This window comes from Mesobacillus boroniphilus (genome assembly GCF_018424685.1).
Lineage (GTDB): Bacteria > Bacillota > Bacilli > Bacillales > Cytobacillaceae > Mesobacillus > Mesobacillus boroniphilus_A.
Genome location: NZ_QTKX01000001.1, coordinates 1,625,936 through 1,648,903, shown reverse-complemented (window position 1 = coordinate 1,648,903; position 22,968 = coordinate 1,625,936). Strand labels below are relative to the sequence as shown.

Below are 22,968 nucleotides of genomic sequence, written 5' to 3'. Positions count from 1 at the left end.
AGTGTCGCAAAAAGGTGAATTCCAATCGAATGGTGATCAATACAAAATGCCAAATGCGTTAAAGCAAAAGAAAGATTTTGTCTATCGAGTAGGATATACTTCAAGTACTGGTAATCAGACAAATAACGAAGAGGAACCGGTAAAGAGATCGGATCTTTAAAATGCATAGGCCCTTCTAAAGAAGGGCCTGAGCTTATCTAGGCCGTGCTACGATGCCGTTATGGACTTTGATATAACCATGTCTTAAAATGTCCAAACCATTTTCGTATAAATAAAGGCCCATCTGCTCGACTGTCATCAGTTCCCTGTATGTATGGTTCATGACATCGGCCATTATTTCATAATACAGTTTGGATTTTAACTGAGCCCTGGGTGTTGTCATTATGATATATCCACCTGGTTTTAGGAACCTCGAATGCCAATCAACGACTTCGCTTTTTAAAGAATCCGGGAAGTGCTCTAGTAATCCGACGCTAAGGACGATATCAAATTCCCGCCCAAAAGGGAGCTTGCGAATATCTTCAACCATGTATTCAGTCTCAAAATCACTTTTATGGTAGACTTTGTTGCCTCCTGTTGACGGATTGACTCCCAGAAATGGATAAGTGTCAGGGAAATCCGCAAACCTTGTATCCTTGCAGAAAGGATCGTAATCCACAAAGACTATGTCACCGCCTGGATACATTGAACTTAATTGCATTGCTTCATAGCCCTCAGCTGCTCCAAGAAAAAGGATTCTTGGCTTGATTAAATCAAGACCTTCGAACAAAGCACGTTTGCCCCTCGGGTCCCAAATGCCGTCCTCAATCCTGTGAGCGTAGTTCCATAGGTGTATCCTAATCATTTCACCTAACGCAGACTTTGTTTCTGTGAGCTTGAAATTCTTAAGGCTCTTCATGAAATTTTGTTTAGATTTGTCCATTTCAGCAGGAACATCCTTGACGAACCATTCGTGGAACGATTTGTTGAACATCTGCCAGGAAATGTTCGCCGGAAGACTTTGATGATTGACTTCTTCCCAGTCCTTCTTTTCCTGCGCAAAGGAAGTTACCTCGTATGGTCTTCCTACATCTTTCCAGCTTAGCTGGCTCCAATCATTCACAGTATTCAATTTTACAAACTTATTGTATTCCTTTTCTGAATAATTTCTGAGGTCCATTCTGTAAGAAGGTTGCAATCGGGTTTCATTAGGTTCCAAGGCAGGTTCCATTTCTAATTGAAGCAATTTGATTCACCCCACACATTTTTATTGGTTAATTAAATTCGTTTAATGATAAGAAAACCCTTTAATTTTCTAAAAATTCCAAAAAGAAAAGCACACCCCTGGATGGATGTGCTTGTAGAGAAAGAGGATTTGCCAATTTAAAGCTTTCCACGTCGTATCACTTTGTTGGGGGTAAGGATGCCTTTCTTTAGATGGACAAATCCTCCTTCAAGTGCAGAGCCAATGACGAGCTTAGAAGATGCTGATAAAACTTTCATCTTCATCCCTCCTTATAGAAATTGGCTTGCATTTCTATTTTTACCCCTTTAAATACTGTTAAAACCTTGGATAGGAAGGGGGTGACTAAGAGTTATATGGGTCCATCGCTTCAAAATAAGCTTGTTCTGCTGCATCTTGTGTAGCAAATAGAGCATCATCGTCTTCAATTACATGTAAGGTTTCGTTCAGGAACAAGGCAAATTCATTAGGATCTTTTGGATGCGGAACTATTTCACCAGCTCTTATGTTTGAAACAGAAGGTACATGAGGGTTCCGGTATATAACGAACACTTCATCACCAAATTTTAAATTTTTCGGATCGATTAAATCCAAGTGGAATACCTCTTTTCGTTAAGTTTCTATCATCAGCTGTTTACGCTTGGATGTAGTTATAGGAGACACCCTCCCATCATAAATTTTCATTCTGCTGTTTTATTTCATCCCCTGTAAGAATAATATTTCCTGCTTCGAAATCTCTGTGCTCATCAACTGATCCTCCTGGCACATATCGTTGATTTGGTGTGTAAGTTGATTTGAGTAAATCCTTGTCCCTTTTTAAATCATCTTTATCTTTATTAATGTCCATAGTCTCACCCCCTGATAAGAGTAGTTTTTGTATTGAGATATAGGATATACGGGTAATTTAACCCGTGTCATAAATATTGGAAAAGACATTAATTTGTCACAAATGTAAGGGTTTACATGTGGATAAGGTGGTATAATAAAAGTGTAGAAAGAAAGTCATTAACATCTTAGGAGGCTCAACCAATTGTGTTCGTTCCGTAGTGAACGAAAAAAGGTTTATTCCTAAAGTGTTGTTACCTTCTCTTCACAAAATCAGTATCACCAGCCGCAGGGATTTTGAATCTGAACACAAGTTAAACCAGAATGATGTTGTCCTCCCAAATGGTTCATTTCAAAAGGGAAGAAGCGATAGTCCAGCCTATTCTTTACTGGTACGCTGGAAAGAAGCTTTTAACCAACAGAGTATCAATCGATACTTGGAAAGGTACCAGCTTCAAAGGAATTCAACAACATTCAGGTGAAACAGTCATTAGGAGAACATATCCTTGAAGGCAGCTTGCCATCCAACTGGATTGGTAAGTCGGGATGCATGATAAAAATGAAGTAAAGTGCTAAACGATTACTAAAGGGAATAATGAGTCTCTCGGTGATTATACCGAAAAATGTGTTTGTAAAGGGTCGTCATAAAAAAGGTAAACCTTTTTATGTAAGACACTTTAATGCGGAACAAACACACATCGGCTATAGTAAGAGGATCATACAACTCAATAGTTCCAAAATGTTTTGGGCTGATGCTGGTTGGGTCTCCTAAGATGTTAAAAAAGAAGCTCGCAAATGAGCTTCTTTTTCTATGTAAGTTTTTTTTCTTTATTAGATAAAAAGGCACCTTTAAAAGGTGCCTTTTCACATTATTCCTCTTTTTTCGATAAACAGCGATCGCATTCCATCAAATAGGACTCTGCTTGTTCATGCATCCCTTCACCACATTCAGGGCACACCTTCTTTGGTAAGTTACGAAAAAATTCAACCGGACTCATCATGATAAAACTCCTCCTTTTATAGTACAATTTATATTTTACTTAACCTGTTATAGTACAGTATAAACATAAATAGAAAATTTGTGTAGCCTTTTTTTGAAAAAATTAAAAAATAGGTTTTTGTTCATATGATCTATTTGGGGTATTAGTCAATAAGTAGTGAGGGTATATGTGATTCAGAGATTATGAGTTCGTGAGGCTGTTTGTAGAAAAGTCAACCACAAAGGTGAATCGGATTCCCATAAATTTCAATTGTCAATAGATAAAAGTGACAAAGTTATTACATTATATTTAATAAACCCTTTTATTCTTTTCCGTTTTAACATACAATCGAAATGAAACTTTAAATGGGGAATGATGCCTAAATGGATAATCCGGAATTATCCTTCAATCCAATTTTACTCATAGTAGCTATTTTATTGACAGTCATGTCATCTTATACAGCACTTGATTTATTCAGTCTTATAAAAACTTCTGATCGGAATAAGCGATTCCTGTTTTTGGGCGGGGCATTTTCACTTGGAATAGGGATTTGGGTTATGAATTTCTTTGGAATGCTCGCAATGAATCTCAATGGCACTGTGTCTTATCGAATTCCAATAACTATTTTATCAATTATTTTGGTTATTTCTTTTACGGCAATGGCGTTCTATGCAATGACTGGCAAGTCGGTGAAAAAAATCAATATGCTTGCTGGAAGTTTATTCATGATGCTTGCAATTCTAGTTGTCCATATCCTGGGAATGTACTCAATGAAGTTCGATTTTAGTTATCAGCCTTTCATTTTACTGATTGCACTTGCTCTTGTATTCGGGTCATTTTACTTTTCTTTTTGGATGCTTTTCTTTACGAAAAGTTTTACTCAAGGAAACCATGGCTGGATTAAGCCGCTAAGCGCTCTTTTCGTGACTGCTGCAATTGTTGAAGGTCATTTTCTTTTAACAAGAGCATCTTCAATCAGCATGAGCAACGGTTTTGTCCAGCAGACCGAGATTCCAGAGTCTTTGATCGGTTATCTTATTGTTTTTATCTCGGTACTTATCCTTGCTGGTTTGATTGGTTCAAGTGCGTTGATCAGCAAAAGGCTGGCAGTTACAGATACGAATTTGAAAGATATTACGGATGCACTTAATACATCAGCCATTGTGGCGATTACGGATCCTAAAGGGAATATCACATATGTAAATGAAAAATTTATAGAGATTTCCGGATATAGTGAAGCTGAACTGTTAGGTCAAAATCACTCGATATTGAATTCAGACCTTCATAAAAAGGAATTTTTCAAAGATATGTGGAAAACGATTGGTTCTGGAGAGGTTTGGAAGGGGGAAATCCGGAATAAGAAGAAAGATGGTTCTTATTATTGGGTTGATACCACGATTGTTCCATTCCTGAATAGTAAAGGCAGGCCATATCAATATGTTTCGATCCGTTCTGATATAACTCAAAGAAAGCAGGCGGAGGCAAGCCTAGAGGAAACATTGAAAGAGATTAGTGATATTAATTTTGCCCTTGACCAATCTTCCATCGTGGCTTTTACTGACGAGAAGGGGATCATCAAAAGTGTTAATGATAAATTCTGTGAAATCTCTAAATACAGCAGGGAAGAATTAATCGGTAACGACCACAACATTTTGAATTCCGGATTGCATTCCAAGGAATTCTTTAAAAATCTTTGGAAAACCATTGGGTCTGGCCAGGTTTGGAAAGGGGATATCCGAAACAGGGCGAAGGATGGTTCTTTTTACTGGGTGGCTACTACCATCGTTCCTTTTTTGAACGAAAATGGTAAGCCATATCAGTACCTTGCCATACGTAACGATATCACAGAGAAGAAAAAATCCGAGGAAATGCTGCACCGCCAGGATAAGCTTGCTGCCGTTGGCCAGCTCGCTGCTGGTGTTGCCCATGAAATCAGAAATCCACTCACATCAATGAAAGGATATGCTGAATTCCTGCAGCTTGACGAAACAGAACCACAACGTCAGGAGTTTATCGAAATCATTCTTGACGAAATTGACCGTGTCAATAATATTGTTGAAGAGTTCATGGTTCTTGCCAAACCAAAGGCTGTTGAGCTTGAGGAACAGAATATCATTCCGATCGTCCAAAATGTAGTTTCAATGTTGAAATTTGAAGCTAGAAAAAGGAATGTCAAACTGGATTTCGATGCTACAGAGGAAATCATCCAGATTGAATGTGATGAGAACCGTCTGAAGCAAGTATTCTTGAATTTTATTAAAAACGGAATTGAAGCAATGCCTGATGGTGGGGATTTAAAAGTGAGAACAGAAATACAGGATGACAATGTCGTCATTTCCATCAAGGATACAGGTGTAGGAATTCCTCCGGAAACTCTAGAAAAAATTGGTGAACCTTTTTATACGACCAAGAAAAATGGAAATGGACTCGGCCTGATGGTCAGCTTCAAGATTATTGAAAGTCACAATGGCAAGGTTTATATTGAAAGCGAGCAGAACAAAGGTACAACATTCAAAATTATGCTCCCAGCAAAAACAGCATAATAGAAAGTCTGGAATGAGGCAGGAGTTGATCCTGCCTTATTTTTTTTTGAACTCCAGCAACCACTCCAGACTTTCAAAATCAGAATTTGTTGAAAAAATGTTGGAAATATGTCAAAAAATACTTTTGGTTTCTCTACATCGCTTTGAAGATTTAGACTACTATGGAAGTAAAGGTAGTACTTATGTAAAATTGCCGGAGGGGGAAGCTATGTCAACGATTAGCCATGTAAAGACGGTCTGTGGTTATTGTGGTACAGGTTGCGGTTTGATATTAGAAGTAGAAGATAATAAGATTGTGAAAATCAGGGGAGATAAAGAAGCACCTGTAAATAAAGGGCAAACATGTGTAAAAGGTGCTTTTGCCTATCAATATGTCCATGCGCCGAAAAGATTGAATACACCTATGATCAGGAAAGCAGGAGAGCTGGTAAAGGCTACATGGGAGGAAGCATATGGTTTCATCGCAAGCCGATTGTCTGATTTAAAAAATGACTTTGGTCCAGAATCGGTTTCAATGTTCGCATGTGCCCGCACAACCAATGAATCAAACTATATAACCCAGAAATTTATGAGGACTGCTATAGGTAGCAATAATATTGATGGCTGTAACCGAACCTGACACGCTCCTAGTGTCGCCGGTCTGGCGACTGTTTTTGGAAGCGGTTTCCCAACGAATACAGTAGAAGATATAGATGAGGCAGAAGTACTTTTATTAATGGGCTCCAATACAACAGAAGCCCATCCGATCATTGGAAATAGAATGAAAAAAGCTGCTAAGGGTGGTCTTAAGATAATCGTCATTGACCCTAGAAGAATTGATATGGTCAAGTCTGCTCATAAACATCTGCAAATTAACGTCGGTACAGATATTGCGCTGATCAACGCAATGATCAGGGTTATTATTACAGAAAAACTGTATGATGAAGGATTCATTGGCAGGCACACTGAAGATTTTGATGTGTTGCTGTCGAAGGTTGAACGCTACACACCCGAATATTCAGCTGAAATCACAGGCTTGGCGGCAGAAGATATTATAGAGGTTGCTCGCCTGTATGCAAATTCCAACAAAGCTATGATCGCCTACACACTCGGTATTACAGAGCATCACTGTGGAGTAAACAATGTGTTCGATATCGCAAACCTTGCATTGCTGAGTGGTCAGATTGGAAAGCGTGGCTCCGGAATCATGCCTTTAAGGGGCCAGAATAATGTCCAGGGTGCTGGGGATATGGGCTGTTTGCCGAACCAGCTTACCGGTGCTGTAAGCTTATTGGACGACGAGTACCGAGCACGCTTCGAAAAAAAATGGAATATAGAAATCAGCAAAAAAGTCGGTGACACCCAGACGAGGACCTTTGATAAAATCGAAACTGGTGAAATCAAAGCATTATATTGCATAGGGGAGAATCCGCTAGTTGCAGATGTCCATATGAACCATACCAGAAGCTTATTAGAAAAACTAGATTTACTAATTGTCCAGGATATTTTTATGACGGAGACAGCTGAGATGGCTGATGTTGTGCTGCCGGCTAAGTCATGGGGCGAAGTTGACGGGACATACACGAATACAGACAGGAGAGTACAGCGTGTACGTACTGCGGTCAGTGCACATCCAGGAGTGAAAGAAGATTGGGAGATATTATGTGAACTCTCTGCGAGGATGGGCTATCCGATGGTTTATAGTTCAAGCGAAGAGATTTGGAATGAAGTGAGAGAACTTGTCTGGGAGATGTATGGCGGCATATCATATGCACGTCTTGAAAAAGAATATGGAATCCACTACCCATGTCCAGACGAAGCTCATCCTGGCACGAAAGTGCTTCACGAAAGGTTCCATGATGAAAAAGAAAACGAAAAGCGCTCCAGTTTCGTACCAGTTGAATTCACACCACCGCTTGAACAGTCGGATGAACATTTTCCTTTCACCCTGACGACTGGCCGGAGGTATGAGTCGTACAATACTCATACACAGACGCGGCACTATGCAGCAGGAGTGAAAATTAAACAAACAGAGGAGACCGTGGATATTCATCCCGAAGATGCACTGCGCCTTCAAATTAATGATGGAGATCTCGTAAGGGTGAGTTCACGGCGAGGGACTCTTGAAGTAAAAGCAAAAATAACAGAACAGGTAGTTCCAGGCCTCGTTTTCATGAGTTTCCATTGGTCCGAGGTTCCAACTAATGTCCTTACCCTGAATGAATATGACCCTATTTCTGGTACAGCAGAATTTAAAGCATGTGCAGTTAAAATCGAAACAATCGCATAATAAGCTAAAAAGCTAAGATCTCCTGCGTGGGATTTTAGCTTTTTTATTTTGGTTAATCGTATAAGGCTATGTTCTTAAAATCATCTCTATTCTTATTTTTCACTGAACTAAAGTTTAATGTCATGTAAAGCATTTATTTTATTAAAACAGAAATCAGTTTATTGAAGAAAGATATGGTTCTACAAGAAAAATATAGAATAATTTTCAAATCACCTAGAAATTATTCCTACGAAAGTATTATATAAACAGAATATTCTGTAAATATGACATGTTCTCGTTATAATTCTGTTATTCTCGTAATCCAATTTAAATGTGCTTGTTCTTTTTGTACCGAAATTCTATGTTACGATAATTCACGTGATAAAAATTAGCCGATGGGAGGCAAACAAATGAAAAAGTCATTATTATCTTTGGTTGCAGCAGCGGCAATTTCTGGAGCTGCCGGTACACAAGCACAGGCAGAAGAAATCGTCGTACATAAGGGGGATACACTTTGGGGTATTTCTAAGGAATACGGCGTAACAGTAGATTCACTAAAAAAATGGAATAACTTAACGAGTGATGTAATTCATCCGAATGATTTACTAGAAGTATCTCCTATTAAATATGCCCAAGTTAGAAAAGGTGATACACTTTGGAGTATTGCCAAGGCTTATGACGTAACAGTGAATGATCTTAAAGATTGGAATAAATTATCTTCTGACCTTATTCATCCAGGAATGAGACTCGCTGTATATACAAATATGCCAGCTGATATGAAGGTCGAGAACACGAAGTCTGCCGAGCCGGCTGCAACTCCGGTAGCAACGCCCGCAGCAGCACCTGCAAATCAGGTAACTGCACAACCAGCTGCAACAAAGCCAGCAGCTGCTACAAACCAGATTACCGTTGAAGCGACAGCTTATACAGCAAATTGCACAGGATGCTCTGGAATCACAAAGACAGGTGTAAACCTGAAAGCAAACCCAAATGCAAAAGTAATTGCTGTTGATCCAACTGTTATTCCTCTTGGATCTAAAGTATATGTTGAAGGCTATGGCTATGCCACTGCCGAAGATATTGGCGGAGCCATTAAAGGAAACCGCATTGATGTCTTTATCCCTACTCAAAGCGGTGCCCTTCAATGGGGAAGAAAGCAAGTTAAAGTTACCATTTTGGACTAAAATATAATTTAGAAAAGCGTTGGCATTTGCCAATGCTTTTTTATTTTTCCTGTTTTGTTTTTGTCTTAAACGTTTTTCCTTTGATAATTTTCTTTTGAGTGATATTGGGCATGATAAGACTTAAGAAAAACTGTGTGAATTTGGAGGTCTGTTCTTCGACTTTTTCAAGGATCGCGTTAGCTTTTGTCGATAAAGAGGTCTTGATTTCGCCAAGTTGATCGGAAATTGTTTCACCAACGGCATCCTGTTTTCCGAGTCGTTCCATAATTGTTTCATGGAAGATACCTTGCAAATCCGCATGTTTTGCTAGCATATCCTGCAGTTCTTCCTGCTTTTGAGCCTGTATAACCAGAGCTTTAGTGACATCTTCGTATTCGAGAAGCTTTCGGTTCAAGTCCTGAATCATTGATTGCTGATGGGCAAGCTGATTTAAAACCGCCTCGCTGGTCAGCTCCCGATTCAAAAGAGCCTTAGAAAATTGTTCGTGCATTTCTTCGAGTTTAATCAGTTTATCATCGATTTCAGTTGTGGATTCTTTCTGTTCAGAGATGTTTTCCATGACCCTTTCTGAAAAATTCTCCTGCTTCGCCAAAAATGAAACCATCTCTTGAAATTGAGTATATTGTTCTTGCCTGTTATGCTCCAGGGTACGATCGAATTTTGTTACACTACTTGTCAATTCACCATTGAGCTTTTGCTGCTCATTAAGGATTTCTTGTAAATAATTGAGTCGGAATTCCTCCTGGTTGCTCTGTTCAGCTATATCATCGTTATTGCTAAAAATCTGTGGTGAAACAAATCCGTTTACAAATAAAGGCATAGGCATCACTCCTGATTGTAAGTTGTCATATATACTATGACTTCTGTTGCAATAATGGTACTTGCGGGAAAGATAACACTTATTACCTTTTATTAAATCGGGAAGATTGCAGCAAGCTAATGAAAACTGCACTAAAGAAAGGAGCAGCTGATATGCTAACAAAAGGGCAGCTGTCGGCATTCAAGGCAGAGCTTCTCAAAAATAAAAAAAACTTGGAGTCCCACCTGGACGCGAATGACCATTTTGATTTAACAAGTGGACATGCTCACGAGTCAACTGGCGAGCTTTCGAGCTATGATAACCATCCAGGGGATGAAGGAACTGAGTTATATGAAAGGGAGAAAGATATTGCACTGAACGATCATGTAGAATATCAAATCCAGAGTATAGATAAAGCCATTCAGGCCATTGAAAAAGGAACATATGGAAAGTGCGAGGTTTGCGAGCGTGAAATTCCATATGAGCGTCTTCAGGCTGTACCAGAAACGACATTTTGTATTGAACATACGCCAGAACGGACTGTTTCCCATAACCGACCTATAGAAGAAGGGGTGCTCATGCCGCCTTTTGGAAAATTTGATTTGGACAACAAGGATGAAAATGTCGCCTATGACGCAGAAGATTCCTGGCAAGAGGTTTCTAGCTGGGGAACGTCAGAAACTCCATCTGATTTTATGACGCCCAAGGATCACTATAACGACACTTATATTGAGTCAGAAGAAAATGTAGGCTATGTTGAGGATTTTGAGAATTTTGTTGGAAACGATATTACCGGCAAGGAAGTTACCGTTTACCCAAATAAGCAACATGAGAAATACGAAAACGAGCTGGATGAAGAGGGAATTATGACAACCTTTGGCGACCTTCCTGCTTACGAACATGACCCATATGTAGATGACGATAAGTAGATTTGTGAAAAAGACCAGCGATGGTCTTTTTTGTCTTTTAGGAAATTATAAAATCTATTTAGTTGTGGATAACTACATGTAGTTTACTTAATCTAGCTCTAGCGTCTAGCCCCTCTAGTTGCTTGTCTAGCTGCGGGCTCCAAACTCCTCGAGACGCTTGTCTAGTGTCGCCTCCTAGAAACTTCGAAACTTCAACTCCGCGGGAGAAGCAAAAAGCGCTTCTTTGTCGGAGTCTCCAGTTTCTGCGTTTCTGGTCAGTCGGCTATACTTTTCGATTTCGGTCCGCCCAATGAAGTCGAAGAACGACGTCACCGGCCGGCCCTCCGTGGCACACGATGTGCTAGCCCCGCCAGCCACAGGACAAGGAAGGCTTCGAAGCGATTCATCGCACGACCGAAAGCGGTAGCTTTTGGGAGGACGTGGCGCTAAAAGGCGGGCAGCGCTTGTCGGGGCTGGCGCTTTTTTTCTTTGCATTATATATAGGATTTTTTGTCATGATTAAAACCTCACATGACGGGGAAAAGACAAGCATACTTAAATGTCAATGAGAGGTGAGTCATAATTGAAAGAGAAGCTTAAGTACTATGCAAAAAGCCTGCTAGGGGAGCTGAAAAAAGACCGGGCAACGGGATTGGCTGCTCAACAGGCGTATTATTATATGCTTTCGTTGTTTCCATTGCTGATTCTGTTGATAGCAATTGTCCCATACTTAAATATCGATCCGCAGAAGGCGATAAATGTTGTAAATAAATTATTGCCCTCACAATCAGCTGAATTATTAAGGGATAATGTTGTCAAATTGGTAAGTGAACGAAACGGCGGACTACTAACCTTTGGTATCATAGGTACGATATGGTCAGCGTCGAGTGGCATGAACGCTTTTATTAGAGCGATGAATATTGCGTTTGATGTAAAGGAAACGAGATCTTTCATTAAGGCAAGACTTGTATCTATTATGCTGACATTCGGGCTGATCTTGGCATTTGTTGTGGCACTCCTCTTGCCAGTATTCGGAAGAGTCATATTGGATACAGTCCAATCAATCATCCAAATTCCAGAGCCATTTGATATTGTTTTCAACATTGTAAGATGGGTTGTAGCGATTGTTGTTATGGCAGCAGTTTTGGCAGGTTTATATCGAGTAGCTCCAAATAAACATTATCCATTCAAGCACGTAATACCAGGTGCGGTTTTCGCGACAGTAGTCTGGCAGCTGATTTCCCTGGGATTTTCTTTTTACGTTAGCAATTTCGGAAACTATTCAGCTACCTATGGAAGCATCGGTGGTGTCATCGTCTTGATGCTCTGGTTGTTCCTGACCGGACTTGCCCTTGTTCTTGGAGGAGAAATCAATGCAATATACCACAAGGATAAGATGGGTGAAGAGCCCGTCGAAGAGCATGCAGCTTCAGTAAATAGTTAAAAACAGCAGATTTACTGCTGTTTTTTTGTTTATTTTTATAGATTTTTTTTTGAGAGTGGAAGGGGCTATCCCTTCCAATGTTCAATAAAGCAATTCATATACTTCATTTAATTGCTGTGCTCTTGTTTCGTCTAATTCATTTTTTGCGTATTCAATCGCGTCAGGGAGAATTTTATTCAAAAATTCTATTTCTTCAGCGGTTAGGTCCCTGACAAAGTCCCCCTCAGTTGGATAATCACCTTGTTCTAAGCGATCATAGATCTTCTTGCTAAGAGGATAGGTTTCCGTGTAATTGGAAATGATTTCGCGTAGGTAAGCCTGTGTTTTTTCCATTGTCTACTCCTCGAAATATTCTTTGAATTGTTCAGAATCAGTAATTTGATCATTTTTGAAATAAGGATTATCATCGGTTGCATCACTCGGATCCAAATTTGTTTTAATGACCAGCTGGGGTCCATTAGCCGGTTCAGCGATAACTCGGTCTGTCATTTCCTTGAAATCAGGAAGGTTTTTATTTCCTGGCTGTTTAGGCTCCATTTTTCAACACCTCCATTTTATAACTTGCATTATTGAAGGGTAATTTATGTACAAAGCAAATTATAGGAAAGCTTCCATAAGTGTTTTCTCTGACGACTTGGAGGGAAACATAAAATGTACTTAATTGGAATGGGGTGGCGAATTTATGAAAGCAGTTACTTATCAAGGTTCTAAAGACGTACAAGTAAAAAATGTAGAAGCACCAAAAATAGAACATGAACAGGATATGATCATAAAAATCACCTCTACGGCTATTTGCGGGTCCGATCTCCATCTTTATCAGGGCAACATGCCACTAAGACCTGGCTACATCATCGGACATGAACCAATGGGCATTGTTGAAGAAGCAGGTCCCGGCGTTAAGAATTTAAAAAAAGGAGATCGTGTGGTCATTCCTTTCAATGTTTCATGTGGTGAATGTTTTTACTGCCAGAATCAGATGGAAAGCCAATGTGATAACACGAATGAATACAAGGATACAGGGGGTTATTTTGGGTACACCGAACAATATGGCAACCACCCTGGTGGACAGGCAGAATATTTAAAGGTGCCATATGCTGATTTCACGTCATTTGTCGTACCTGAATCATGTGAGCTAGAAGATGAATCGCTATTATTCCTGTCGGATGTCATCCCAACTGCATGGTGGAGTGTAGAGCACGCAGGGGTAAAAAAGGGAGATACAGTAATTGTTCTTGGGAGCGGGCCGATTGGATTGATGACGCAAAAATTCGCCTGGATGAAAGGGGCAAAACGAGTCATCGCTGTCGATCACCTCGACTACAGGCTGATGCATGCTAAAAATACCAATAAGGTAGAAATTTTTGATTTTACACAGGAAGATGATCCAGGGAAATTCCTGCAAGACTTGACTGACGGCGGTGCGGATGTGGTAATAGATTGTGTAGGAATGGATGGAAAGAAGTCTGTTGTGGAAAAAGTGGAACAGAAACTGAAGCTGCAGGGAGGAACGCTTTCCGCCCTGGAAATTGCCCATACAGCTGTAAGAAAATTCGGAACCGTACAAATTACCGGGGTGTATGGATTAAGGTACAATATGTTCCCGCTTGGCCGATTCTTCGAACGAAATATCACCATGAAAATGGGACAGGCTCCGGTTATTCACTATATGCCACAACTATTCGAAATGGTCACAAACGGTGAATTCGACCCAACTGATATCATCACCCATAAAATTCCGCTTGAAGATGCAGCAAAAGGGTATGAGATGTTCAATGACCGAAAAAATGATTGTATCAAGGTAGTTTTAAAACCCTAACATACTTAGGATTGAATAACCAAAATCGAATAATAGGCAGCAGGTAATCTGTGTTGCCATAAAAAAGGTCCTGACTTAAGCAATAGCTTCTGCAGGGCCTTTCTATTATAATGGTGAAAAACGTAACAGATAGGAGTATTGATTTTGGGGAAATGGTTTGCTGTTTTATATGATACGGTCATGGGACCTCTTGAGAAAAGGTGGATAGCGCGGATCAGGAAAAAGATAGTTTCTGGACTAGAAGGGAATGTTCTTGAAATTGGTGCAGGTACAGGAGCGAATTTTCCTTATTATGCTAATGAAATGGTGAAACGGGTGGTTACATTGGAACCAAATCCCTATATGATTGATCAGGCAAAACGCAGGGCGAAAGAAGTCGAACTGCCGGTCGAGTTCTATCAGGGAAGGGCAGAGACACTTCCATTCAAGGATGGAGAATTTGATACTGTTGTGGCCACGCTTGTTCTTTGTTCCGTAAGTGAGCCGCAAAAGGTTTTTCAAGAAATGAGAAGAGTATGTAAAAAAGGCGGGAAAATTGTCCTTTTCGAGCATGTAAGAACTGAGTCGAAATCCCTTGCGGCCATGCAGGATGTCCTGACTCCCGCGTGGAAACGGCTGTGTGATGGCTGTCATTTAAACCGGGATACAGGTCGCTACATGAAGGAATCCGGAATCAAAGTGGTAATAGAAAAGAAGTATTTAAAGGGTATTTTTGTTGAATATGAGGGGCTTAATCCAAAATAAGCGGAACCGAGAACACCCTTTTCTCCTCTCCCATAGACTAATACAAAATAGTTTGGGGAGGTTTGACATGTATCCATATTATGACCATTACAGACAGAACCAAAAGCTTGTTAATGACCTAATTAAAGCTATAAATGGCGAATACAGTGCCACACAATGCTATGCAAAGCTTGCAGGTATGGCACCGAATACTGAACAGCGGGAGCAGATCAACGAAATACTTAATGATGAAAAAAAGCATCTTCGGCAGTTTTCACAAATTTATACAACTTTAACAGGAAAGCAGCCACGCCCGCAGATGGTTGAAGAATGTGGGGAAACGTATATTGAAGGACTTGAATCATCCTTCAAAGATGAACAAAAAACAACTGATTTTTATCATGAAGTGGCAGATGAAGCTGCAGATCAGGTCATAAAGGAAATTTTCAGGCGTGCAGCCTATGATGAACAAAACCACGCTGTGTGGTTCCTGTATTATTTAGGAAAAGAAAAGTAGGAGCTGGAGAAATCCAGCTCCTTTTTCCTATTCTTATAGTTTTCACTATTTCTACATATTTAAGGTAAAAATAGTGGAGTTACCTATACTAGAATAGGTATAGAGAAAGTGATTAGCAGATTTGAAGAAATTACATAAGGAGGAAAATGTTATGAAAAACAGTCTTGCGATAATTATTGGGTTTTTAATCTTCGGTTCATTATTCGTTGGCTGGAAAATAAGCCAGGACCTGGGAGCAGTTGAAACAGCAACTGCGCCTCAGCCGCAAACAGAGAGTGCCAGCAAAGAAATTGAATTCAATCCGCCAAGCATGGAGGACGTACCTGATGGTCCTCTTGGGGAAAGTATTAAATATGGCCATGAGCTAGTCATGGAAACAAATACAGTAGCCGATGAGTACGTTGGCAATAATCTTTCATGTGCAAGCTGCCACGCTAATGGAGGCACAGTGAAAGATGAAGCACCAATGATTGGACTTTCTGCCGTCTATCCAGAATACAGGCCTCGGGAAGGTGAGGTCTATACCCTTGAAGACCGGATTAATGGGTGTATGATTCGAAGTATGAACGGAAAAATGTTCCCAACTGACAGTAAAGAAATGCGCGCTATGATCGCGTACTTGCAATACATGTCAGAAGGCGTTCCGGCTGGTGCAGAGCTGTCTTGGAGAGCGCCTAAAGAGCCTAAGCAATATCCTGTTCCTAGCGTTGAGGATGGTGAAAAGCTTTACGCTCAATCTTGCGCGAGCTGCCACGCAGCAGATGGTTCTGGTACTGGAACAAACACAGGACCTGCAGTTTGGGGAGAAAATTCTTTTAATGACGGTGCAGGTATGTCAAGATTGACGAAAATGGCGGGATACGTTCAAAAGAACATGCCTAAAGCTCAGGGTGGAACTTTATCCGACCAGCAAGCAATCGATTTGGCAGCTTATATTCTTTCACATGACCGTCCTGAATTTAAAGGGCATGAAGGCGACTGGCCAAAAGGCGGGAGACCGGCAGACATCATGAATAAGGAAAAACGTGAGCAAGTCAAAAATGGTACAATCGATTGGGAAGCAATGCTAACAATCAAAAAATAAATGTAAACCCAGCGCCTGTTTTTATCAGGTGCTGGTTTTTATTTAGCGTTCACCCATATACAATGCCGGGTATCCAAGCTTGTGTGAAGTAAAAGCACTTACGAGAACTATGCTGACTAGTAAGCAAAACAGTATCCAACCCTTTTTTGATACGGTTATGACTTTATGAAACTCTCTATTCCTATCTCCTGTGAAACCTTTTGACTCCATTGCAACAGCTGTTCTTTCTGCTTTCATGATTCCGCTTGCCAGTAAAGGAATCGCATAATTCTTTATTTGCTTAAGTTTATCCAGAAGAGTTATTGTTCTTCCCGCACCTCTTATTCGATGGGCACTTCTGATAATCTCGAATTCATCTTTTATCAAGGGGAGAAATTGATAACCTGCCATGATGGAATAAGCAATCTTCGCTGGTATTATCCAGATCGGGTAATAAGGGGCAGAACAAAGTTCATCTCAGCCAAAGGCTTCCTAGTGCAAAAATCTATGCAGTTGTTGTTTCCAAAATCAACTTAATGTAAATAGTCTGAATTGTAAATGGCTAAATTAAAAAATTTAAGTCATTCGGACTCATTCTTGAAAAACTTTCTCCGACTGTAGCTTTCGAGAGTGTCGAGCTCTTTATTCAACAGCCGCTCCATTTCCTCCAGCACGGTTTTCGAAACAACCGGGTCACTGAATGACCAATTAACAGTATAGACAAAATAATAATCTTTGATTTGACGGAATATGACGACTGAGTTTGGAAAAACGTCAAATTGTGCTTTGATATTATATCTCTTTGTGTACGACCATTTTGAAAGCTTCATAGAAAATCTCCATGTCGTTTTAATAAACTATCATAATTTAATGGGGCATCAGTGTTGATGAGATTCAAACCTTAATTTGTCCAAGTGCCAGTATCGAACAAAAACCTTGAACAATTACAAAAAACAAATCTCGATATAAATTACCCTGTAAGACTTTAGGGAAAACCGAGTATTAATATAACTTAGTGTTGCAAGATGATGGAATATGTTAAAATAGAGGACGTTGCAGTATGCTTAGCGACATATATCTACATAATATCAAACTGCTAGCAATATGATAGGTTTTTGTTTTTATAAAGAAGTGGAAGTATTTGGAGGGTAGCCGAATCCATGAATGAAACCCAGAGAATTCAATTGAACGTTAGAGTCTCCAAGGATACATCTGACAAGCTTGATGAAATTGTAGAATACTATCAGGAAAATACGAAAGTCGGCAGAATATACAAAGGCGATGTATTAACAGATATTATTGAAAAATCATATGAGATCATGCAAAAGCAAAAGAAGTTGAATAGATAAGGTTGTTTTCGCATCGATTGTTGTTTTTCGAACTCTTGTACCAATTTTAATATAGGTATCGGGACTCTTTTCGAGGACAAACAAGGAATGCAATCAATAGTTGAGAAAGCAACAAAGTATAAGAGAGAGCCATGGATAAAAAGAACTATGCCAAATTGTCAATGCGTAAATGTGGCAAAATAATGAACAAAATAGTTGCGCTAATCAATAATTAGTCGTATTATTTAAATAATCTGATAATACAATAAGGTGGTTATTGATTATGATGCGTATGGCAATTGCAGGTGTAGCCGGCTTTGTCCTTGTTTTCATTGAGTCATATATTGTTATGGTTTTAAAACAGTACGAGACGATTGAGTTTGGAGGAATGGCCCCGTTTGTCAGTGTCTGGTCGATGAACTTTTTCCTTGTTTTCTCGATCCTTACCCATATTAAATTTTGGTATGAAGAACGAGAAGCACAACGAGAAGAAGATGCCGCGGAAAGAGACCGGTTCATTAGTTAAGCTGCTTTTCGTGAATTTCGAAAGGTGAAATAATCAGTAGTTAATGAAGTAATGGGGAGAAAGGCAGAATTGCCTTTCTCTTTTATTATGCCTTTCTTTGATCTGTATCAATGCGTTCGCGTTCTGCTTCTTCAGCTGCTATCCTTAATTCCTGAAAAAATAATTGATCATTGCATACCATGCTGTGCTGCTGTTCATTTTCCTCATTTCGATTTTTAAGATTATTTTGATTTGGCTCCATTTTATTGTCCTCCTTACACCTATTGATATTTGTTTATTACTTATTTCCCTTATCAAAAAAAATCATGCTTCGAGTAACTTCGTTGTAAGTATTTACTAACAAATTTAAATCATGCAAAACTAATTCATTAACTTTGCCTTGCTGTGGGAAACTATTCCTACTTCACTAATGGAGGGAAGCTATGGATGTTCTGAAATCAGTTTATCACTTCGATCAAGACAAGCAATTTCTTAAAATCGAGTTTCTAAATGCCTCAAAACAATCTTCCTGGCATGCTTATGTTTTTGATGAAAATTGGAATGACATCATTGGTACTGCTGCATCGATTTCCGACACCATGGCCGATAGTATCGAATATGTCTATGAAAGACTTGGGATTCGTGGCAGGGTGGCTGTACTGGCGGATGTCATTCCTGGCGATTCCCTGACAGATATTATTGATGTTTCTCTATTCCATCTGCAGGCATTGCTTTTCGCTTCAGCAATCATCTTGAATGGTGATTACGATGACTTAGAGAGACTGGGTTTTTCTAAAGAAAAATCCAACAGAGGAAAGTCTCTGTATATTCTTTCCTCTGATGAAGCTGGGAACGATGCCTGCCGCTTTCTATAGTCTCTGATAACAAAGCCTTACCTGATCTAATCCAGGTAGGGCTTTTATTTTTGTTCTTGTGGAAGAGAAATATTATTTGGGAATCAGAAGGTCTTTATTCCTTTTTCCCAAAACTCTTTGAAAAGTGGTTAAAGTCGTTCGTGGATTGGGTAGTGAGAAAGGGAGCGATTTCTTGATAGAACAGAAAGGAAGATGAGGCTTTGTCTGGAAAAATTAATGTGACAATCAACGGGGCCGAAGTGACGGCCGAAGAAAATCAAACAATCCTTCAATACCTTTCAGATAGTTCGATTGAAGTGCCTAGTATATGCTATCATCCAAGCCTTGGACCAATCGAGACGTGTGATACTTGTATTGTCGAAGTGAATGGAGAAATGGTCAGGTCTTGCTCGACGGTCATGAACGACGCGGATACCATTGACACAGTGGCTCCAGATGTTAAGAAGGCACAAACAATGGCGATGGACAAGATCCTATTTAATCATGAACTGTACTGTACAGTCTGTGACTACAATAACGGGATGTGTGAGGTACATAACACAGTAAAGGAAATGAAAATAAATCACCAGAGCATCCCGTTTGATCAAAAGCCATATGAAAAAGATGAATCAAACCCTTTTTACCGATATGATCCTGATCAATGCATTTTGTGCGGTAGATGTGTTGAAGCCTGTCAGGATGTACAGGTAACCGAAACGCTGAGAATCGATTGGGAACGGGACCGTCCACGTGTCATTTGGGACAATGATGTACCAATCAATGAATCATCTTGTGTTTCTTGTGGTCATTGTTCAACGGTGTGCCCGTGTAACGCGATGATGGAAAAAGGAATGGAAGGCCAAGCCGGCTTTTTGACAGGAATCGCCAAAGAAACTTTGAGGCCAATGATTGATATTACCAAGAATGTCGAAACCGGTTACGGTTCCATACTGGCTATATCCGATATGGAAGCTGCAATGCGTGAATCAAGAATCAAGAAAACAAAGACTGTTTGCACATACTGCGGAGTGGGCTGCAGTTTTGATGTATGGACGAAGGGCCGCGAAATCCTGAAGGTCGAGCCACAGGTTGAGGCGCCAGCCAACGGAATTTCTACATGTGTAAAAGGTAAATTCGGATGGGATTTCGTTAACAGCGAAGAGCGCCTGACAAAGCCGTTGATTCGTGAAGGAGACAGCTTTAGAGAAGCAGAATGGGATGAGGCGCTTAATCTGCTCTCCAGGAAATTCAAAGATATCAAGAATGAGTATGGTCCCGATTCTCTTGGGTTCATAACATCGTCGAAATGTACTAATGAAGAATCATACCTGATGCAAAAACTGGCAAGGTCGGTAATTGGAACGAATAATATTGATAATTGCTCAAGGTATTGCCAAACGCCAGCTACTGTAGGGTTGTTCAGGACAGTTGGCCATGGAGGGGATGCAGGATCAATCACAGATATCGCGATGGCTGATTTGGTCATCATCGTTGGATCCAATACAGCAGAGGCTCATCCTGTCCTGGCAACAAGAGTAAAACGGGCCCAAAAGCTGAATGGGCAAAAGGTCATTGTTGCTGATTTGCGTAAACATGAAATGGCTGACCGTGCTGACTTGTTTATACGACCTATGGCAGGCAGTGATCTCGTCTGGATTTCTGCAGTAACAAAGTATATTATCGATCAGGGCTGGGCAGATGAGGAGTTCCTGAATGATAAAGTCAACGGACTTTCTGAGTATGTGAAGAGTTTGGAAGGGTTCACACTCGAATATGCAGAAAAAACTACCGGACTTTCAAAAGAAATCCTTATGGAAATAGCTGAAAGCATCCATGATGCAAAAAACGTTTGTGCGCTGTGGGCAATGGGAGTAACACAGCATCTTGGAGGAAGTGACACTAGTACGGCAATTTCCAATCTATTACTGATTACCGGAAACTATGGCCGTCCTGGAACAGGAGCATATCCGCTTCGGGGTCATAACAATGTTCAAGGGGCTGGGGATTTTGGCAGCAGTCCAGACTCACTCCCTGGATATCAGAAGGTGACCGATGATGAAGCTCGGCAAAAATTCGAGCAAGCATGGGGAACAAGGCTGCCTGAAGAGCCTGGAATCAATAACCATGACATGATCGAAGGAATGCATGACGAATCCCTAAAAGCCCTTTATATCAAAGGGGAAGAGATGGGGTTAGTTGATTCAAATATCAACCACGTTCATGCTGCTTATGAAAAATTGGACTTCTTTGTGGTCCAGGATGTGTTTTTCTCACGTACAGCGCAGTTTGCGGATGTAGTCCTGCCAGCGAGTCCTAGCTTTGAAAAGGAAGGAACATTCACAAATACGGAGCGCAGAATTCAACGTTTGTATCAGGTGTTCGATCCAGTGGGTGAATCTAAACCAGATTGGCAAATCCTGATTGAAGTTGCTAACCGCCTCGGAGCAGGCTGGACTTATGAAAATCCTGGTGAAATCATGGCAGAGGCAGCAAGTCTTATGCCAATCTACTCCGGAGTTACTTATGAACGCCTGGAGGGGTACAATAGCCTTCAATGGCCAGTAAATCCGGATGGAACGGACAGCCCCGTATTGTATTTAGATGGTTTTCCTTTCCCGGATGGTAAAGCACGTCTTTACCCGGTAAAATGGTCGATTCCGATTCAATATGGAGAGGAATATGATATCCATGTCAATAATGGCCGTTTGCTTGAGCATTTCCATGAAGGGAACCTAACTTATAAGTCAGAAGGAATCACCTCGAAGACTCCTGAAACATTCCTTGAAGTCTCACCAGAGCTTGCGGAAGAAAGGGGCTTGAAGGATGGAACACTCGTAAGGCTGACATCGCCATACGGCAACTTGAAGGTCAGGTGTACTGTTACCGACAGAGTGCAAGGAAAGGAAGTGTATTTGCCTATGAATGACAAGGGCGATGCTGCGATCAATCTCCTTACAAGCAGCTATGGTGATAAAAACACGGATACTCCAGCTTATAAGGAGACGAAGGCCAAAATGGTAATACTCCAATATGAAGGAGTCAATCCTTTGCCCTGGAATAATTTCCGATATGGCAATCCACAGCCGCAAATCGGCGTCCAAGTAGAGAAGAAATGGGCACGTCCAGATTATAACTTTCCTGGAGATTCTGTGAAGAAGGAGCGGACCAAGCATGGCTAAAGCAGTCACTAACATCAAGCGAATACAGCTGACAGAGGAAGAAAAACGAAAAATGGACCTGGAGGAAATCGAGACCGCCTTGCTTGATAACAAGGAAGCGATTTTACAGTCGATGGACATCCTTAAGCATATGAATCAGCGCGGGGTGCTGACGCTTTTGGACGGATTGTTCAGTGAAGGGGATAAGGTCCTGAATGTTCTTATAAAAGCAGTAGACAAGCCCGAAGCTACCAATACAATCAAGAACCTTTTGCTGATGGTTGGCGTTCTCGGTACAATCAATGTTCAGCAGCTTGAACCTTTGCTGTTGAAATTGAATTCTGGTATTGCTAGAGTATCAGAATATACTGATAGCAAGGGTGAGGACAAACTTGGATATTATGATATAGTCCGTTCTTTGAAAGACCCGGAAATAAACCGCGCGCTATCTTTGCTTTTTGAGTTCCTTAAAGGAATGGGTGAAGATACAGAGGGGCTTGAAAGAACTACTCAGCTACCGGAAAATCAGGATATCCACCAAAGCCAGAATGGCACGCTGGAGGATAAGTAGCTTAATAGGCAGGCAGCAAGCATTTAGCTTGTTGCCTGCTTTTTCAAGTTTGATTATTCAGCTTTCTGGATAAAAGGAGATTACTGCAAAGTAAAACTTCAATCAGAGAGGATGGCTATCGGCTTTATCAGAAATCATTCTCTGAATGTTCATACACACCCGGAACGTGTGACAGAAGCAAAATAAAGGGTTCGGGGAAGCCAGGTTAAATAAACCTGGCTTATTTTAGAGGAATCAGGAGCAAGGTTGATGAAATTCCTGCTTTCGAGATACCTAGGGA

26 protein-coding genes are annotated in these 22,968 nt (G+C 40.5%); 15 read left to right on the top strand and 11 right to left on the bottom strand.

What is annotated here, in order from left to right:
* Window position 1: 1 nt before the first annotated feature.
* Window positions 2–160, top strand: a complete 159-nt coding sequence (locus tag DYI25_RS08390) for a hypothetical protein (protein ID WP_213369613.1) — start codon at window positions 2–4, stop codon at window positions 158–160.
* Window positions 161–193: 33 nt separating this feature from the next.
* Here the strand turns inward: DYI25_RS08390 and DYI25_RS08385 are convergent, their stop codons facing one another.
* The 4 genes from DYI25_RS08385 to yhfH all read right to left on the bottom strand — a co-directional run bounded on the left by DYI25_RS08385 (window position 194) and on the right by yhfH (window position 3,051).
* Window positions 194–1,225: a class I SAM-dependent methyltransferase gene (locus DYI25_RS08385; protein ID WP_249745288.1), complete on the bottom strand. Its 1,032-nt coding sequence runs from the start codon at window positions 1,223–1,225 to the stop codon at window positions 194–196.
* 342 nt (window positions 1,226–1,567) lie between these two features.
* Complete coding sequence (locus DYI25_RS08380) at window positions 1,568–1,816, bottom strand: transcriptional regulator SplA domain-containing protein (protein WP_213367943.1); 249 nt, start codon at window positions 1,814–1,816, stop codon at window positions 1,568–1,570.
* Window positions 1,817–1,892: 76 nt separating this feature from the next.
* Window positions 1,893–2,069, bottom strand: a complete 177-nt coding sequence (locus tag DYI25_RS08375; protein WP_213367942.1) for a hypothetical protein — start codon at window positions 2,067–2,069, stop codon at window positions 1,893–1,895.
* An 847-nt stretch (window positions 2,070–2,916) separates the two neighbouring features.
* Entirely contained in the window at window positions 2,917–3,051 is a 135-nt protein-coding gene (yhfH, locus tag DYI25_RS08370) for a protein YhfH (protein WP_079509337.1), read from the bottom strand.
* 359 nt (window positions 3,052–3,410) lie between these two features.
* On the opposite strand from yhfH, the gene DYI25_RS08365 reads away from it, so the two are divergent.
* The 3 genes from DYI25_RS08365 to DYI25_RS08350 all read left to right on the top strand — a co-directional run bounded on the left by DYI25_RS08365 (window position 3,411) and on the right by DYI25_RS08350 (window position 9,002).
* On the top strand, window positions 3,411–5,570 hold the full coding sequence (locus DYI25_RS08365) for a PAS domain S-box protein (RefSeq protein WP_213367941.1): 2,160 nt from the start codon (window positions 3,411–3,413) through the stop codon (window positions 5,568–5,570).
* Window positions 5,494–7,839: a formate dehydrogenase subunit alpha gene (fdhF, locus tag DYI25_RS08355; RefSeq protein WP_342032487.1), complete on the top strand. Its 2,346-nt coding sequence runs from the start codon at window positions 5,494–5,496 to the stop codon at window positions 7,837–7,839. Before DYI25_RS08365 ends, fdhF (DYI25_RS08355) begins: the two co-directional genes overlap by 77 nt.
* 389 nt (window positions 7,840–8,228) lie before the next feature.
* Entirely contained in the window at window positions 8,229–9,002 is a 774-nt protein-coding gene (locus DYI25_RS08350; protein WP_213367938.1) for a 3D domain-containing protein, read from the top strand.
* 40 nt (window positions 9,003–9,042) lie between these two features.
* Here the strand turns inward: DYI25_RS08350 and DYI25_RS08345 are convergent, their stop codons facing one another.
* Entirely contained in the window at window positions 9,043–9,822 is a 780-nt protein-coding gene (locus tag DYI25_RS08345; RefSeq protein WP_213367937.1) for a hypothetical protein, read from the bottom strand.
* A gap of 152 nt (window positions 9,823–9,974) precedes the next feature.
* Here DYI25_RS08345 and DYI25_RS08340 point away from each other — a divergent pair, with 152 nt between their 5' ends.
* A complete protein-coding gene (locus DYI25_RS08340; RefSeq protein ID WP_213367936.1) occupies window positions 9,975–10,730 on the top strand; it encodes a TraR/DksA C4-type zinc finger protein in 756 nt (251 codons plus the stop codon).
* Window positions 10,731–10,904: 174 nt separating this feature from the next.
* Here the strand turns inward: DYI25_RS08340 and DYI25_RS08335 are convergent, their stop codons facing one another.
* A complete protein-coding gene (locus tag DYI25_RS08335) occupies window positions 10,905–11,042 on the bottom strand; it encodes a hypothetical protein (protein ID WP_213367935.1) in 138 nt (45 codons plus the stop codon).
* 250 nt (window positions 11,043–11,292) lie between these two features.
* On the opposite strand from DYI25_RS08335, the gene DYI25_RS08330 reads away from it, so the two are divergent.
* On the top strand, window positions 11,293–12,153 hold the full coding sequence (locus DYI25_RS08330; protein ID WP_213367934.1) for a YihY/virulence factor BrkB family protein: 861 nt from the start codon (window positions 11,293–11,295) through the stop codon (window positions 12,151–12,153).
* An 81-nt stretch (window positions 12,154–12,234) separates the two neighbouring features.
* On the opposite strand, the gene DYI25_RS08325 is transcribed toward DYI25_RS08330, so the two are convergent.
* Together DYI25_RS08325 and DYI25_RS08320 are read right to left on the bottom strand one after the other, a co-directional pair.
* Window positions 12,235–12,486, bottom strand: coding sequence for a sigma-G-dependent sporulation-specific acid-soluble spore protein CsgA (locus DYI25_RS08325; RefSeq protein WP_213367933.1), 252 nt, complete (start codon window positions 12,484–12,486; stop codon window positions 12,235–12,237).
* Between the two features lie 3 nt (window positions 12,487–12,489).
* Window positions 12,490–12,690, bottom strand: coding sequence for a hypothetical protein (locus tag DYI25_RS08320; RefSeq protein WP_213367932.1), 201 nt, complete (start codon window positions 12,688–12,690; stop codon window positions 12,490–12,492).
* Window positions 12,691–12,835: 145 nt separating this feature from the next.
* On the opposite strand from DYI25_RS08320, the gene DYI25_RS08315 reads away from it, so the two are divergent.
* The 4 genes from DYI25_RS08315 (at window position 12,836) to DYI25_RS08300 (ending at window position 16,293) form a co-directional block, all read left to right on the top strand.
* Complete coding sequence (locus tag DYI25_RS08315) at window positions 12,836–13,969, top strand: zinc-dependent alcohol dehydrogenase (RefSeq protein ID WP_213367931.1); 1,134 nt, start codon at window positions 12,836–12,838, stop codon at window positions 13,967–13,969.
* Between the two features lie 144 nt (window positions 13,970–14,113).
* Complete coding sequence (locus tag DYI25_RS08310) at window positions 14,114–14,713, top strand: class I SAM-dependent methyltransferase (RefSeq protein WP_213367930.1); 600 nt, start codon at window positions 14,114–14,116, stop codon at window positions 14,711–14,713.
* Window positions 14,714–14,780: 67 nt separating this feature from the next.
* The gene (locus DYI25_RS08305; RefSeq protein WP_213367929.1) at window positions 14,781–15,209 is read left to right on the top strand and encodes a ferritin-like domain-containing protein; all 429 of its coding nucleotides are present in this window, start codon (window positions 14,781–14,783) and stop codon (window positions 15,207–15,209) included.
* Window positions 15,210–15,360: 151 nt separating this feature from the next.
* Complete coding sequence (locus DYI25_RS08300; RefSeq protein ID WP_213367928.1) at window positions 15,361–16,293, top strand: c-type cytochrome; 933 nt, start codon at window positions 15,361–15,363, stop codon at window positions 16,291–16,293.
* Window positions 16,294–16,335: 42 nt separating this feature from the next.
* On the opposite strand, the gene DYI25_RS08295 is transcribed toward DYI25_RS08300, so the two are convergent.
* Together DYI25_RS08295 and DYI25_RS08290 are read right to left on the bottom strand one after the other, a co-directional pair.
* On the bottom strand, window positions 16,336–16,710 hold the full coding sequence (locus DYI25_RS08295) for an energy-coupling factor transporter transmembrane component T (RefSeq protein WP_342032511.1): 375 nt from the start codon (window positions 16,708–16,710) through the stop codon (window positions 16,336–16,338).
* A gap of 143 nt (window positions 16,711–16,853) precedes the next feature.
* Window positions 16,854–17,102 carry a hypothetical protein gene (locus DYI25_RS08290; RefSeq protein ID WP_213367926.1) on the bottom strand — a complete coding sequence of 83 codons (249 nt, stop codon included), beginning with the start codon at window positions 17,100–17,102 and terminating at the stop codon, window positions 16,854–16,856.
* A 330-nt stretch (window positions 17,103–17,432) separates the two neighbouring features.
* Here DYI25_RS08290 and DYI25_RS08285 point away from each other — a divergent pair, with 330 nt between their 5' ends.
* Window positions 17,433–17,621 carry a hypothetical protein gene (locus tag DYI25_RS08285; RefSeq protein ID WP_213367925.1) on the top strand — a complete coding sequence of 63 codons (189 nt, stop codon included), beginning with the start codon at window positions 17,433–17,435 and terminating at the stop codon, window positions 17,619–17,621.
* Window positions 17,622–17,883: 262 nt separating this feature from the next.
* Window positions 17,884–18,126, top strand: coding sequence for a hypothetical protein (locus DYI25_RS08280; RefSeq protein ID WP_167832490.1), 243 nt, complete (start codon window positions 17,884–17,886; stop codon window positions 18,124–18,126).
* Between the two features lie 85 nt (window positions 18,127–18,211).
* Here DYI25_RS08280 and DYI25_RS08275 read toward each other — a convergent pair whose 3' ends face one another.
* Complete coding sequence (locus tag DYI25_RS08275) at window positions 18,212–18,367, bottom strand: hypothetical protein (RefSeq protein WP_213367924.1); 156 nt, start codon at window positions 18,365–18,367, stop codon at window positions 18,212–18,214.
* A gap of 181 nt (window positions 18,368–18,548) precedes the next feature.
* Between DYI25_RS08275 and DYI25_RS08270 the strand changes: the two genes are divergently transcribed.
* The 3 genes from DYI25_RS08270 to DYI25_RS08260 all read left to right on the top strand — a co-directional run bounded on the left by DYI25_RS08270 (window position 18,549) and on the right by DYI25_RS08260 (window position 22,688).
* Complete coding sequence (locus DYI25_RS08270) at window positions 18,549–18,980, top strand: hypothetical protein (RefSeq protein ID WP_213367923.1); 432 nt, start codon at window positions 18,549–18,551, stop codon at window positions 18,978–18,980.
* A 200-nt stretch (window positions 18,981–19,180) separates the two neighbouring features.
* Window positions 19,181–22,138 carry a formate dehydrogenase subunit alpha gene (gene fdhF, locus DYI25_RS08265; RefSeq protein ID WP_213367922.1) on the top strand — a complete coding sequence of 986 codons (2,958 nt, stop codon included), beginning with the start codon at window positions 19,181–19,183 and terminating at the stop codon, window positions 22,136–22,138.
* Entirely contained in the window at window positions 22,131–22,688 is a 558-nt protein-coding gene (locus DYI25_RS08260) for a DUF1641 domain-containing protein (protein ID WP_213367921.1), read from the top strand. Before fdhF (DYI25_RS08265) ends, DYI25_RS08260 begins: the two co-directional genes overlap by 8 nt.
* Window positions 22,689–22,968: the final 280 nt, after the last annotated feature.